This is a genomic window from Sphingorhabdus sp. EL138, assembly GCF_945890115.1.
Classification (GTDB): domain Bacteria; phylum Pseudomonadota; class Alphaproteobacteria; order Sphingomonadales; family Sphingomonadaceae; genus Sphingorhabdus_B.
This window is the reverse complement of sequence record NZ_CAMDCK010000011.1, coordinates 55972-69819: the sequence shown is the minus strand read 5'-3', so window position 1 is coordinate 69819 and position 13848 is coordinate 55972. Positions and strand designations below refer to the sequence as shown.

The window sequence follows — 13848 nt, the reverse complement described above, 5'->3', positions numbered from 1 at the left end:
CGCTCCCTTAACGACGCTTGCGATCCATGATCCAAATCAGCACTGCGATAATGCTACCGATGGCCATGCCGATGACTGTCCCGGCAGAGGCTTGGTCCATAGCGACGCCAATTATGGCCCCGATTAATAGGCCAAAGGCGATGAAGATGCCGCCGGCAAAGCGGGGCTGATTGTTTTGTGTTTCGGACATGCCGCCCCTTTGCCACCAACAACGATGCGCAAGCAAGCGCAAGTTTATCTAACTTCCATCATCCAATGACAGCAACGAGGCATTGCCGCCCGCGCTTGTCGTATCCGTGCTTGTCGTGCGTTCCGCGCAGAAGCGATAAAGATAATGAGGCCCGCCTGCCTTGGGCCCCGTGCCGGACAGGCCTTCGCCGCCAAAAGGCTGGCTGCCAACGACCGCGCCAATCATGGATCGGTTGATATATAGGTTACCGACGCGCGCCAATTGTTCGATCAATATGCTGCTGCCTGCAATACGGCTGTGTAGCCCCATGGTCAGGCCAAAGCCCTTGGCGTTTATCTTCGCAATCGTCGCCTCCAGCGATCCCGCTTTCCACGTTGCCACATGCACCAATGGGCCGAAAAATTCCCGTTTCAATTCATCGATATCGTCCAATCGGATAACCGTCGGCGGCACGAACAGGCCGCTGGCGGGAACGGCTATTTCATGGATGATCCGGTCTTTCCCGCTGGCACGATAGGCCATCAAGGAATCATATGCCGCCTGATCAATCACTGGCCCAATATCCGTGGCCGGGTCCGCAGGATCGCCCATATTGAGCGTATCCATCGCCCCGCGCAGCATTTCGAGCGTATGTTCGGCAATGTCTTCTTGCAGCAGCAACAGCCGCAGCGCCGAGCAGCGTTGGCCAGCCGATTGGAAGCCCGATACGATGACATCGCGCACAACTTGTTCGGACAAAGCCGTCGAATCGACAATCATCGCGTTCAAGCCGCCTGTTTCGGCGATCAAAGGCACCAAGGGCCGGTCATCATCGGCGAGCAAATTGCGCGCAATCGCCTTTGCGGTCGGAACGGAGCCGGTAAACACCACGCCCGCTATGCGTATATCCGCCGTCAGCGCCGCGCCGACATCGCCTGCCCCTGTCACAATCTGCAACGCGCCCTTCGGCACGCCAGCGGCATGGGCCAGTGCCACCGCGAACCTGCCGATGGCGGGCGTTTGCGGCGCTGGTTTGGCCACCACCGTATTGCCGGCAACCAAGGCGGCAGCGACTTGCCCTAAGAAAATCGCCAGAGGGAAATTCCACGGGGCAATGGCGATCCACACGCCGCGCCCTTCATGGCGCAGGACATTGCGTTCACCCGTTGGTCCGGGCAATTCAACCGGGACCAAGTCGGTGCGCGCGCGCGCGGCGTAATATCGGCAGAAATCAATCGCCTCGCGGACTTCGGAAAGCGCATCGGGTATTGTTTTGCGGGCCTCTTGCACCGCAATGGCCATGAGCTGGCTGCGGTTTTCCTCCAATAAATCTGCCAGACGATCTAGGCAGTCGGCGCGGGCGGCGACGGGTGTGCCCGACCATTGCGGATAAGCCGCAAGCGCAGATGTCACAGCCTCTGTCGGACTTACACTTAAGTCACCGTTCAAATTTACGGGCATTGCCATTTGGGCAGCGGTTTCTTGCAATATAACCGCGTCATCTAAATCTAGGCCGTTGCTGTTTGCGCGCTCCGGCTGAAAAAGGTCGGCAGGCGCGGCAATTGCGGGATGGCGCGCGCCGCCAACGGCCATGATTTTTACCACCGGATCCGCCAATAATTCGTCTTCGCTAATCGATTGATCCGCCAATTGGTGGACGAAACTGCTGTTCGCGCCATTTTCCAACAAGCGGCGGACAAGATAAGCCAGCAAGTCGCGATGTCCGCCGACCGGCGCATAAATGCGGCAATTATAGCCGTCCTCCCGCACGAGGCGGTCAAACAACCCCTCCCCCATGCCGTGGAGCCGCTGAAATTCGAAATTGCGCTGCGCGCTCGTCCATTGAAGGATAGTCGCGACGGTCAAGGCGTTATGCGTCGCGAATGCCGGACGGATATTGCGCGCGGCGAGCATATCCTTGGCGCAGGCAAGATAGGACACATCCGTCGCGGCCTTTCGGGTGAATAATGGAAAGTCGCTCAGGCCGCGTTCCTGCGCATGTTTAATCTCGCTGTCCCAATAAGCGCCTTTCACCAAGCGCACTTGTAAGATGCGCCCCGTGTCGCGGCCCAAGGCGTCGGCCCAAGCGAGCACGGGACGGGCGCGCTTCGAATAAGCTTGCACCGCCATGCCAAGCCCATCCCAGCCGGACAAAGCTCGATCGCGCGCGACCTGCGTAATGATGTCGAGGCTCATCTCCAGCCGCGCCGCCTCTTCGGCATCAACCGTCAGTTGGACACCCAGCGACGATGCAGAACGCGCCAGTTCGCGCACCATCTCTGCAAGTTCCGGCACGCATGTTGCGCTTTGCGCGGTTTCGTAGCGCGGGTGGAGCGCGGATAATTTGACCGAAACGCTATGGCCGCGTGCGGGGTTGCGGCCAACGGCGGCAATGGCGGCGGCATAGGATTGGAAATAACGTTCGGCATCCGCTTTGGTCCGCGCTGCTTCGCCAAGCATGTCGAAGCTGGCGGTAAAACCGCGATTGTCCTTGGACTCCATCCGCGCCATCGCTTCGTCAATGTCGCGGCCCATGACAAACACCTGCCCCATCAGCCGCATCGCTGCGCCGACGGCCTGACGCACAAAAGGTTCGCCCGCCTTTGCAATCAGGCGCTTCAATGTGCTTGTACTGTCGCCCAACACGGCCTTACCCAGCACTAAACCCCATGTGGCACTGTTGACCAGCATGCTGGACGATTGCCCCTTATGATCACTCCAATCGGCGTCTGTCAGCTTGTCCGCAATCAGCAGGTCCGCCGTCTGCGGGTCGGGCACGCGTAAAAAGGCCTCGGCCAGCGACAAGAGCGCCGTGCCCTCTTCTGTGCCAAGGCGGTATTGCTGCAAAAAGGAATTGACCCAGCCATCGGCCTGCACCTTGCGCAAATCGTCCAGCAGGCCGCGCGCACTGCGCACGATATGCCCCCGAATCGTCCCATCGACCGTGGCAGCGACCACCAATGGCGCCAGCACTTCAGGTTCTGACGTGCGATGAAAGGACCGGATGGACAAGCGCGTGGAATCGAGTGATGCGTTCATAGCCGCGCTTTGCAGGATAAAAACAAAGCAGACAAGTTTCACTTGTAACGAAAAAGCCAGCCTTCAGCAGAAGACTGGCCCTAGGATCAGGAACGCCGCCAGACGGAATTTCTAAAACTTTTAGCGATAGCGGCGGCAGTTATTGTCCGACTTGTCGATGGCGCGCCCCGCCAAGGCACCGACCGCTGCGCCGATAATACTCGCTTCGGTCTTGTTGCCGCGACGCGCGACTTCGTTACCCAGCAGGCCACCTGCAAGCCCCCCGATGATCGTGCCACCCGTGCCCTTGTCGCAACGTGCATTGTTGCGATAATTATTGTTACGGTCATAACGGTCTCCACGGCGATATTCACGGCGGTCATAGCTGCCCTGACGATCATCTTGGCTGTAATAAACATCATGATAACGTTCGCGCGCCATTGCTGGCGTTACGGAAAATCCGGTTACAGCCGTCGCTGCAAGAACCAGCGCACCGATGCTTTTCTTCAAATGTGTCATTTTCGATACTCCTTTGTTTTTTCAAGGCGGGCCCGCACGGGGAAATAGGCGATTTGTTTTGCCAACTATTGCCTTATGGACACGCGCTATTGCACCGAAGCTGAATGCGATTGTTATCGTTCGTTCATCTTTTGGGGCAAAATAATGAACGGCTGGACCTGTCATGACGGCAAAGGTCAAACGTCTTGCGTTTGCCTGTGCGTTAGCGGTGCTGGCCATTGGCGGTGTCCGCCCGATTTATCGCCAAGCTATCTCTGCTCAATCCCAAAAGCATCAGCGCCATTCGCGTGGCTTCGTCCACTGTCATCGCGTCGCTTGCGCCCCCATTGCGCGTCGACAATATGGAAGGGATCGCCGTGACCAGCGATGGCGACAGCAAAAAGCCGGAGGCATATACTGCCCCCGGCTTATGATTCGTTTTCGCAAAAGGCCGCGTCAGCAGCCCTTGGCCTTACGCCGCAGCTTTGTGCTTCTTGGCGATTTCTTTTTTCACTTTGCGCGCATTGGTCGAAAGCTTTTCATCCGAAGTCTTCAACAACCAATTGTCGAGACCGCCAACATGCTCAACCGAACGCAGACCGTGGGTCGACACGCGGAACTTGTAGCCTTGCTCAAGTGCGTCCGACAACAATGTAACATTCTGCAGATTTGGCAGGAATGTACGCTTCGTCTTGTTGTTGGCGTGGCTCACATTGTTACCGACCAAACGGCCTTTACCGGTGAGTTCGCAAATGCGCGCCATGATATATATCCTGTATAAATGAGTGTATGCGGAATCACTGACCCGCGAAAGTCGCTGCCCCTAACCTTCCACGCCGAAAAGGTCAAGCCGATGTGTGGTCAAAAGCGGGAATCTGCGCTACCAAAACAACATGTCCCTGACCAAAGCCCGCGAAATGATGCATGAAGCGCTCAATCTTGCCCGCGCTGCGGCTGTGCAAGGTGAAGTGCCCGTTGGCGCAATCATCGTCAAGGACGGCGTCATTATCGGGCGCGGTGCCAACCGACCGATGGAAAGCCATGACCCTACCGCCCATGCCGAAATCATCGCCATTCGAGAGGCAGCAGCCTATCTTGGCAATGACCGCCTCACCGGATGCGACCTGTGGGTGACGCTGGAGCCCTGCGCGATGTGTGCAGGCGCGATTGCCCATGCCCGTATCGCGCGGCTCTATTATGGCGCGGATGATGCCAAGGGCGGCGCTGTGGCGCACGGTCCGCGCTTGTTTGAACAATCGACCCTGCACCACAGGCCGGAGGTATATGCCGGAATCGCCGCAGAGGAATCTGCGGCCCTCCTAAAGGATTTTTTCGCTAGCCGCCGTTAACGCAGATTTTCGTCAAAAAACGTCAGCGTGCGTGCCCAAGACAATTCTGCCGCCTTTGTGTCGAAACGCGGCGTGCTGTCATTGTGGAAACCATGCTGCGTTCCGGGGTAGAAATGCACCACAAAACGTTTTTGGTTTGCGATCAGCGCGGCCTGATAGGGCAACCAACCAGCGTTGATCCGTTCATCCACCTCCGCATAATGGACAAGCAACGGCGCTTTAATGGCTGGCACGTCTTCCACCCGCGGCTGGCGACCATAATATGGGACGGATGCCGCCATTTCGGGATAGGCCACCGCCAGCGCATTGCACACGCCGCCGCCATAGCAAAACCCAACAGCGCCCACCTTGCCCGTGCTTTCGGGATGATCCCGCAGATATTCAAAACTGGCAAAAAAATCCTCCAGCAACTTTGCCGGATTCAGCTTCGCCTGCAGCGCGCGGCCCGTTTCGTCATTGCCGGGATAGCCGCCAACCGAGGACAGGCCATCGGGGCCAAGCGCCATATAGCCCGCCTTGGCCAAACGCCGCACGACGTCTTCGATATAGGGGTTAAGCCCCCGATTTTCGTGGATCACCAGCACCGTCGGCAATTTGCCCTTTGCCTTTGCGGGCTTGGCCAGCAAGCCATTGATGCTGCCATGGCCATCGGGGCTGGGCACCGTTACGCGTGTGGTGATGATCGCGGGGTCATCCACCTTTACCTGCTGCGCCAGCGCGTAATCGGGCTTTAGCTGATTAAGTATCATTAGGCCCGTAACACCCGCCGCCGCAAATTTGCCCGCCTCACGCATGAATTCCCGCTTGGTCATCTTGCCATGGACATAGCCATCAAAGATTTCGAGGATATAAGGATGAAAGTCGCTAGCCTTCATGCGGGTTGGCGTATTGGCTGGCGTCATGCCTAATTCCTTAATGGACGAAACGGGCGACGACGTCACGATACGACCGGCTGACCTTCACTTGCGCGCCTGATTCCAGCACCAAAAAGCATTCGCCATTGGTATGCGGCTTCACTTGGCGGACCTGATCCAAATTGACGATCGTGGAACGGTGCACACGTTGGAAGGTGCGCGGGTCGAGCCGCTTTTCCAAATCCTTCATGGTCTCTCGCAAGATCAAGGAATTATCGGCGGTATAAATGCACATATAATCACCCGCCGCATCAATGCGTTCAATGCTTGCGACATCGACGCGGAAAATTTGGCCGCGATCTTTGATATTGATCAGCTTTTCAAAGCGGGTGGATGCCAGATCGTCATCCAATGACCCCAAATTGTCCGCCGCATCTGGCGCAACTTCGTTGATAACAGTGCGCAAGCGGTCAAGCTCTTCCGATGTCCGCTTGTCGGACAGCCTACCGCGCACACGGTCCATAGTATCGGCCAGCCGTTCGGGTTCCACCGGTTTCATCAGATAATCAATGGCCTGCGCCTCAAACGCCTTAATGGCATGTTCGGAATATGCGGTCACAAATACGAACAAGGGTGGGTCGATGTCCATCACCCCTTGCACAACCGAAAAGCCGTCAAATCCGGGCATTTGAATATCGAGGAAAACCAAGTCGGGTTTTAACGTCTTGATCTTGCGAATGGCCTCGCGACCATTGTGGCAGGTGGCCACAATTTCGATATCCTCAAAAGGTTGAAGCCGTAATTCGAGACCCTGAATGGCCAGCTTTTCATCGTCGACCAATATTGTACGAATGCTCATGCGGATATCTTTCCTTGCCGTTGCGCCCCCGCTTGATTGTCTTCCCCTGCTGTAATCCTGCTTTGATACGGGAGTTCCAACAAAACCTCAAACCCTCCGCCAGCTTTTACATAATGTTCAAAGCGTTGGTTCTCGCCATAGGCCTGCAACAAACGCTCACGCGTGTTCGCCATACCGACGCCTGTGGACAGGCTGTGGTCTTGTTGCCCCGGCTGCAAGCCCGGGCCCGTGTCCGAAACGGTGATCCGCACCCTTTGGCCGACGAGTTGAGCGGTCACAGAAATATCAGCGCCCTCTTCCTTGGGCGTGACGGCATATTTGATGGCATTTTCCACAAGTGGCTGCAGCAACAGCGACGGAACCAATGCATTTTCTACCGCAGGCTCGATGATGAAATATGTCCGCAAGCGTTCTTCAAACCGCATTTTTTCAATATCGAGATATAATTTTAACGTCTCAATTTCCTGAGTCAGCGGTACTTTCGCAGCCGCTTCGTTGATGAGGGTGAAGCGCAGGAAGGAAGACAACCGCGACAGCATCGCATTGGCTTGGTCCGTCTGTTTCAACAGCACCAGGGTCGATATGCTATTCAATGTATTGAACAGGAAATGGGGGTTAAGCTGATAACGCAGCATCGTCAGCTGCGCGCTGGTCGCCTGCGCCTCCAGCCGCATCATCTGGTCGGCTTGCTCTTCCGCGCGCACGAAATAATTGATGGCGTAATATAGAGCGGACCAAGCCGCCAGCAGCACCGAGTTGATGTAAATCGCCGCCAGCCACAATTGCGCAAAGGGCGTTTCATCGACCCCATCACGAATGGTTTGAAGCACCCAAACGTCCAAATAGGCATAGCCAAGCGTCGCGAGTGAGACCGACACGAAGGTCAGGCTCCATGTGATAAACGGCCGCTGGCCAATCAAAAATCGGTATATCACCGAGAGAAGCAGCGTGATCGAATAGCCTGTCACCGCAGAAATCAGGATTGGCACCAAGAAGCTGACGGGCTGCCCCTGCGCAATACCCGACGCAGCGCGCAGAATGACCGCGCCTGCCCAGCCGGCCGAGTGCAAGTTCCAAAAAGCGCGGTTCTTGTCCGCGAAGAAAGGTTTATCTGTAAGCTCTAATACCGCCATATAATCGGTCTAGCCGCATTTCGCGCGCGCATGAAGCCCTTGTTTCGTCGGCCAACGCTGTTAAACAGCGTAAGCGAGAGGATACCGGCAATGGACAACCAAGAAGACCGCGCACAATTTCATGATATGTCGCAGAGCACGCAAGAGGATTGGCAGATCATCATGCGGCACAATATCCCGTTTTCGCAAGATGGCGGACGCCGGATTTTGGACCATCTGAAATTGCTCGATGGTGACTTTGGCGGATTTGCCGTCGACCGGTTGACGCATTCCTTGCAAACCGCGACGCGCGCGCATCGTGATGGCCGGGATGATGATTATGTCGTGATGGCTTTGCTGCATGACATTGGTGATACGCTGGGTGCGACCAACCATCCGGACATTGCCGCTGCCATATTAAAGCCGTTCGTTTCGGAAAAGCTCCTTTGGATTGTGCAAAATCACGGCATTTTCCAAGGGCAGAATTTCTTCCACCATCTGGGCCTTGACCGCGACATGCGGGAACAGTTTCGCGGGCATGAGTGGTTTGCCGATACCGAAGAGTTTATCGACAAATATGACTGCCCATCCTTTGATCCAAATTATGACACGCTCCCGCTTTCATTTTTCGAACCGATGGTGATGCAGCTTTTCCGCAGCCCGCTCAACAGCATCTACAAGCGCGCGGCAGAGGCAGTCGCTTAAACCAGCCATTTTGCCAGCGTCCTTATAAAGAGGGCCGTTGATGCTTATCTTTACAATATGTGGGTCGGCGCATCCTGACCCAAGCTAAGCCTACGCACGCCTCCTCCGAAGGAAAACATCATGGCGAAGAGCCAAAAGAAATCGAGCCGTGAAGTCCGCAAGCCAAAGGCCGAAAAGCCCAAAAAGCAAAACGCATCAAACCCGTCGACAAAGGGCAACCCAGCGGGCTTAGCGACCAAAAGCTGAGGGTTTAACGCGTTCAGCATGACGTTGGGAGAAACGCGCCGTCTTCTTCCCGTCCCTCCCGACCGTCCCTCCTTACCGTCACCCTAAACCGTCACCCTGAACTTGGTTCAGGGTCTATGTCTCGTCTCTACCCTTCGGTTTGCGAGGCACGATGGATGCTGAACCAAGTTCAGCATGACGTTAGGAGAAACGCTCCGCCTTCTTCCCGTCGTCCCTCAACCTTCACCCCAGCGCGTTAACGCCCCAGCAATACTCGCGCCTGCCCCGCGACTTGTGCCAACATGGCGGGGGTCGGCGCACCTGCCATGCGGGCACGGTCCACCATCGCCTTGAACGCCCGCACACGCACTGCGTTGGCGACCAACCAGTCTTGCGCATCCTCAAGCGGTTTCTTGGCCGCACGACGCCGCAGGAAATCCAAACGCATAGTTTGAAAATCTCGTGCTAGCCCAGCAACCAACAGCCGCTCCCAGGGATCTTGCGGGTCGACTTGCATGGCGGTTCCCTGCGCCCAGCTTAAACCCAGCGCATCGCCAAGGGCGGTGAAGGCGCGCGTCAATGCAGTTACATCGCCCTTTTGCGCTGAGGAAAGCGCCGCCAGACCAATGGCGCCATCCAATTGCGCCAATTGCACCAGACGGTCCGCAATTTTGCGCGGCGCGCCATTTTCGGTCAACCGCGTGCCAAAGCGTTCGGTCTGAAGCCGGACATCCTGGGGCAATAGCCCATCCAATGCAGCCGTCAGCTTTTGCACCACCGGCGCATAGACCGCAGTCGCCGCCGCGACATCGCGATCTTCATGGGCATTGCGGATGATATCCGCCATTTGCGCGCGCACTTCCAAGGCCGCTTGGTTGAAGAGCATCAGCCGCGTGGATTCCGGCATCGCTGTTACATCCATCATATTCCACAAGGATGGCAGATCATAAATGCTCTCGGCTATGGCAAAGGCGGCGGCAACATCGCCAAGACTGCAGCCTTCCTCTTCCGCCAATTCAAATGGGTGCAACATGCCAAGCCGGTTGATCATGCGGTTAGCCAACTTCGTGGCGATGATTTCCTTGCGCAGCCGGTGCCCCAAAATCGCCGACTTATGCGATTTGACCATCGCGTCCGGGAATGCCGCAAGAAGTTCGCCATCCATCGACTTGTCCTGCGCCAAAGGTGCGTCCTCCACCCCATCCTGCGCTGCAAGCTTCGCTGTGGAGAGCAATATCGCCAATTCCGGCCGCGTGAGCCCGCGCCCTTCGCTCGCACGCCGGAACAGTTCTTCATTGGGGGCAAGTCCCTCAACCACACGGTCCAGTCGGCCAGCGCCTTCAAAAATCTCGATAAGCCTTACATAAGCCGGCAAATCCCCCGCGCCGCCGGTTTCCGCAATGGACAAGGCAAGCGTCTGCAGTCGGTTATCCTCCAACACCAAATGCGCCACCGCATCAGTCATCTCCGCCAGCAAGACGTTGCGCGCGGGCTCCTTCAACTTGCCGGCGCGCATCTGCGCATTCAGGGCGATTTTGATGTTCACTTCATTGTCGGAACAATCGACGCCCGCGCTATTGTCGATGAAGTCGGTGTTGATCCGGCCACCGCGTAGGGCAAAGCCAATACGTCCGGCCTGCGTCACGCCAAGATTTGCGCCCTCGCCAATCACATGCGCCTGCACGTCTGCGCCGTTCACCCGAATAAAGTCATTGCCGGGGTCGCCGACGTCCAAATGGCTTTCGCTCCGGTCTTTAATATATGTCCCTATTCCGCCGAACCACATCAATTGAACGGGCGCCTTTAATATTGCGGTCATCAATGCAGATGGCTCCATTTCTTTCGCATCAATGCCAAGCAAGCTTCTGATTTCAGATGTTGTTTTGATAATCTTATCCGTACGCGCGAAGACGCCGCCGCCCTTGGATATCAACTTTGCATCATAATCAAGCCAGCTGGAACGCGGCAGGTTGAACAGACGCTGACGTTCTTTCCAACTGATCGCAGGGTCGGGATCGGGGTCGAGGAAAATGTGCCGATGGTCGAACGCCGCGACAATTTTCAACGTCTTTGAAAGCAACATGCCATTGCCGAAAACGTCCCCTGACATATCGCCAACGCCTGCAACCGTGACCGGTTCTTTTTGGACATCAATACCCATTTCGGCAAAATGGCGCTGCACCGATAGCCAGCCGCCCTTTGCGGTAATGCCCATCGCCTTATGGTCATACCCAACCGAGCCACCACTTGCGAAGGCATCACCCAGCCAGAAATTGCGTTCCAGCGCGATGGCGTTCGCGGTGTCGGAGAATGTCGCCGTGCCCTTGTCGGCGGCAACCACGAAATAAGGGTCGTCACCGTCATGGATGACGACATTGTCAGGATGCACAATCCGGTCGTTCACAATGTTGTCGGTTATCGACAGCAAGGTCCGGATGAAGATTTTATACGCTTCTGTGCCTTCTGCAAACCACGCATCGCGGTCGACGCGCATGTCGGGCAGGCGTTTGGGGTAGAAGCCGCCTTTTGCACCGGTCGGCACGATAACCGCGTTTTTAACGCGCTGCGCCTTCATCAGGCCCAAAACCTCGGTGCGGAAGTCATCACGCCGGTCGGACCAGCGCAAGCCACCGCGCGCAACGGGTCCAGCGCGCAAATGAATGCCCTCCACGCGGGGTGAATAGACAAACACCTCCCGCCAAGGCAGCGGCGCAGGCAGGCCAGGCACTTTTGCGCAATCCAGTTTGAACGCCAATGCCTCTGCCGCCGCTGCGGAAAACGCATTGGTGCGCAATGTTGCCAGCACCACCGCCAAAAACCGGCGCAAAATGCGATCTTCGTCAATCGCCGAAACCGCTGCCAGATCGGCGGTGATGGATTTTTGATATTTTGCCGCTTCTTTGTCGCGGCTGCCGTTGGTTGCCGGATTATGGAAAGCATCGAACAGGGATATGATCGACCGCGTCACATTGGCGTTTTTGGCCAAGGCGGACACCACCGTTGGCATGCCATAAGCCACGCCTGTTTGGCGCAAATAGCGATAAAATGCGCGCAGCCAAATGACCGATTGCGGCGCAAGCCCGCCAATCGTGACGAGTTGGTTGAACACGTCATTTTCAAAACTGCCATCTAAAACTTGGCTCAGCGCACCTTCAAGGACGCGCGGATTTTCTAAGACAGTTGCAATATCGCCGCCGCGCAAGGCAAGACGGAAGTCATGGATATAATGACCATCGCCCAATGCGGTCGGCGTTTCCTCCAAAACATCAAAACCGAAATTTTCGAGCGCGGGCACGACATCGCTCAACGGCAGGGGGCCGCCATGGCTGTAGATTTTCAGCCGAAGCTTGCCATCTTCTTCGAACAGCCGGGTGATTTTGCTATGGTCGCGTTCCATGGCGAGCAAGCCAATCATGTCCCGCGCAGCCTCCTCGGTCGAGTAACTGCTGCGGTAATTGGCCGGAAAGCCAGCGCCGTAGCGCACAAGCATGGCAGCGGCGCGCTTTTGATCGGTCAGATGCGCCAAGGCCACCTCAACCGCTGGCTCCCACCCACGCACCATCAACTCCAGCTGTGCATCGAGGCTAGCTTCGTCCACTGTCTGCCCACGATCCGGCAAATCGAGCGTATAGCGCAACAAAGCAACGCCGCCGTCCTCCAAACCGATGGTCCAGCCTAATAAAGACCCACCTGTGGCATCCATCAGCATTGTCTGGATCTGCTTACGGATGCCGGTTGATACGTCATCGCGGGGCAACCATACAAAGATATATAAATGACGTCCCAGTGGTGACCGCAACGCAATCAGCTTGGGGCGCGGTCGATCCGTCAGCGACATGGCGGTCAACGTCACGCGTTCCAGATCATCCAGCTTAAGCGCAACCAAAAGGTCGTGGGGCAGCGCGGTCAGCGCATGGGCCATTGCCTTGCCCGCATGGCCCGACGGGTCAAAGCCATACCGCGCCATCAACGACGCCAGATGCGTTCTAAGCACAGGAATAGATTCCGGAGCCGTTGCCAGCGCCGCGCTGGTCCAAAGCCCGGCTGTGACGGCTAAGCCCGTTACCCGATCGCCCGTTTGCACCGGCGTAACGATCAGGTCCAATTGAACATTGCGATGGACGTTCGAAACACGGTTGGATTTCAACACCAAGGGCGCAAGGCCGCCGGCTTCAAACCAATTTATGGCAAGGCTGACACTATCTTCCGAAAGCACAAGCGCATCGCTCACGCGCGACAGGCCAAGGCGGTTGGAACGCGCACCATCGCTGCTGATCCGCTCATGCGCCAATATCGTCATATTATTATCATGGAACCACCGGATCAGGGCCGTGCCTTCGCTATCCGGCAGGCTGTCAGCGTCGGCGGACAAGGCAGCGCGCATATCGCGCCAATCCGTCACCGCGCCGCGAACATCGGCGAGAACAGCGGCCAAATGCGCCTCAAGCTGACGGCGTTCCTTGGCGTCAATGCGCTCCGTCTCCAGATAAATGAAGGATTCGCGCGCCTGCCCATCCATTCGTTTGCGGCTGATGGAAGTCAAAGCGCAGGCGTCATCGCGGACAACGCTCAACACCGGATGGATGATACGCTTCACCGCTATCCCATAAGCAGCAACCGCAGACGACACCGAATCCACCAAAAAGGGCATGTCGTCATTATTCAGCGATATGCGCATCATCAAACGGCCATGCCTATCGGTGAAGCTATCCAATGCAATGGCCGCATTGCCCGCCTTGCGATGCAGGCCCGTTTCGATGGTGAAACGCGCGGCATCTTCGGCCGCTTTGGCGTCAAAACCTTCATTTTCGCCCGGCAAAGCTGTCTCGGTAAAGGCGCTGACCATATCCTTCAAAAGGGTCTTGTCGATTTTTACCGCATTCTTCACAATTTTGGCGGTCGCCATGACATGATCTCCTGAGCCCACAAGCATTTGTTTATGCGCCATGTTCAACGACACAGTGCGTTGTAATTTTATTACAAGACTTATGACGCCCTTCTCAAGCTTAAACAAGTCACGTCTGTAACTTGTTGCGACCTGCATTGCTCCTGTGTAGCG

General features: G+C 56.5%; 12 protein-coding genes. 4 read left to right on the top strand and 8 right to left on the bottom strand.

Going from position 1 to position 13848, the window contains the following annotated elements; all coding sequences use genetic code 11:
* Positions 1-7: 7 nt before the first annotated feature.
* The 3 genes from Q0O07_RS06990 to Q0O07_RS06980 form a co-directional block, all read right to left on the bottom strand.
* Complete coding sequence (locus Q0O07_RS06990; protein WP_295491965.1) at positions 8-190, bottom strand: hypothetical protein; 183 nt, start codon at positions 188-190, stop codon at positions 8-10.
* A 48-nt stretch (positions 191-238) separates the two neighbouring features.
* Positions 239-3208, bottom strand: a complete 2970-nt coding sequence (locus tag Q0O07_RS06985; RefSeq protein WP_295491963.1) for an L-glutamate gamma-semialdehyde dehydrogenase — start codon at positions 3206-3208, stop codon at positions 239-241.
* A 120-nt stretch (positions 3209-3328) separates the two neighbouring features.
* On the bottom strand, positions 3329-3706 hold the full coding sequence (locus Q0O07_RS06980; RefSeq protein ID WP_295491962.1) for a glycine zipper 2TM domain-containing protein: 378 nt from the start codon (positions 3704-3706) through the stop codon (positions 3329-3331).
* Between the two features lie 224 nt (positions 3707-3930).
* Between Q0O07_RS06980 and Q0O07_RS06975 the strand changes: the two genes are divergently transcribed.
* Entirely contained in the window at positions 3931-4119 is a 189-nt protein-coding gene (locus Q0O07_RS06975) for a hypothetical protein (RefSeq protein ID WP_295491960.1), read from the top strand.
* A gap of 38 nt (positions 4120-4157) precedes the next feature.
* On the opposite strand, the gene rpmB is transcribed toward Q0O07_RS06975, so the two are convergent.
* Positions 4158-4448 (bottom strand): 50S ribosomal protein L28, encoded by a 291-nt coding sequence (gene rpmB / locus Q0O07_RS06970; protein WP_295491958.1) that lies wholly within the window; start codon positions 4446-4448, stop codon positions 4158-4160.
* A 130-nt stretch (positions 4449-4578) separates the two neighbouring features.
* Here rpmB and tadA point away from each other — a divergent pair, with 130 nt between their 5' ends.
* Complete coding sequence (gene tadA / locus Q0O07_RS06965) at positions 4579-5034, top strand: tRNA adenosine(34) deaminase TadA (protein ID WP_295491956.1); 456 nt, start codon at positions 4579-4581, stop codon at positions 5032-5034.
* Here tadA and yghX read toward each other — a convergent pair.
* From yghX to Q0O07_RS06950, 3 genes are read right to left on the bottom strand one after another with little or no spacing between them, the layout of a single operon-like run.
* Positions 5031-5936: a YghX family hydrolase gene (gene yghX, locus Q0O07_RS06960; RefSeq protein WP_295491954.1), complete on the bottom strand. Its 906-nt coding sequence runs from the start codon at positions 5934-5936 to the stop codon at positions 5031-5033. The genes tadA and yghX overlap by 4 nt on opposite strands.
* Positions 5937-5946: 10 nt before the next feature.
* A complete protein-coding gene (locus Q0O07_RS06955; RefSeq protein ID WP_295491951.1) occupies positions 5947-6747 on the bottom strand; it encodes a LytTR family DNA-binding domain-containing protein in 801 nt (266 codons plus the stop codon).
* On the bottom strand, positions 6744-7880 hold the full coding sequence (locus Q0O07_RS06950) for a sensor histidine kinase (RefSeq protein WP_295491949.1): 1137 nt from the start codon (positions 7878-7880) through the stop codon (positions 6744-6746). Before Q0O07_RS06950 ends, Q0O07_RS06955 begins: the two co-directional genes overlap by 4 nt.
* 90 nt (positions 7881-7970) lie before the next feature.
* On the opposite strand from Q0O07_RS06950, the gene Q0O07_RS06945 reads away from it, so the two are divergent.
* A complete protein-coding gene (locus Q0O07_RS06945; protein ID WP_295491947.1) occupies positions 7971-8564 on the top strand; it encodes an HD domain-containing protein in 594 nt (197 codons plus the stop codon).
* Between the two features lie 120 nt (positions 8565-8684).
* Positions 8685-8810: a hypothetical protein gene (locus Q0O07_RS06940; protein ID WP_295444678.1), complete on the top strand. Its 126-nt coding sequence runs from the start codon at positions 8685-8687 to the stop codon at positions 8808-8810.
* 235 nt (positions 8811-9045) lie between these two features.
* On the opposite strand, the gene Q0O07_RS06935 is transcribed toward Q0O07_RS06940, so the two are convergent.
* Positions 9046-13695 (bottom strand): NAD-glutamate dehydrogenase domain-containing protein, encoded by a 4650-nt coding sequence (locus Q0O07_RS06935; RefSeq protein WP_295491946.1) that lies wholly within the window; start codon positions 13693-13695, stop codon positions 9046-9048.
* Positions 13696-13848: the final 153 nt, after the last annotated feature.

Coding starts and splice junctions, on each gene's coding strand:
- Q0O07_RS06990 (WP_295491965.1), bottom strand. CDS start 190: ATGTCCGAAACACAAAACAATCAGCCCCGCTTTGCCGGCGGCATCTTC.
- Q0O07_RS06985 (WP_295491963.1), bottom strand. CDS start 3,208: ATGAACGCATCACTCGATTCCACGCGCTTGTCCATCCGGTCCTTTCAT.
- Q0O07_RS06980 (WP_295491962.1), bottom strand. CDS start 3,706: ATGACACATTTGAAGAAAAGCATCGGTGCGCTGGTTCTTGCAGCGACG.
- rpmB (WP_295491958.1), bottom strand. CDS start 4,448: ATGGCGCGCATTTGCGAACTCACCGGTAAAGGCCGTTTGGTCGGTAAC.
- tadA (WP_295491956.1), top strand. CDS start 4,579: ATGTCCCTGACCAAAGCCCGCGAAATGATGCATGAAGCGCTCAATCTT.
- yghX (WP_295491954.1), bottom strand. CDS start 5,936: ATGACGCCAGCCAATACGCCAACCCGCATGAAGGCTAGCGACTTTCAT.
- Q0O07_RS06955 (WP_295491951.1), bottom strand. CDS start 6,747: ATGAGCATTCGTACAATATTGGTCGACGATGAAAAGCTGGCCATTCAG.
- Q0O07_RS06950 (WP_295491949.1), bottom strand. CDS start 7,880: ATGGCGGTATTAGAGCTTACAGATAAACCTTTCTTCGCGGACAAGAAC.
- Q0O07_RS06945 (WP_295491947.1), top strand. CDS start 7,971: ATGGACAACCAAGAAGACCGCGCACAATTTCATGATATGTCGCAGAGC.
- Q0O07_RS06940 (WP_295444678.1), top strand. CDS start 8,685: ATGGCGAAGAGCCAAAAGAAATCGAGCCGTGAAGTCCGCAAGCCAAAG.
- Q0O07_RS06935 (WP_295491946.1), bottom strand. CDS start 13,695: ATGGCGACCGCCAAAATTGTGAAGAATGCGGTAAAAATCGACAAGACC.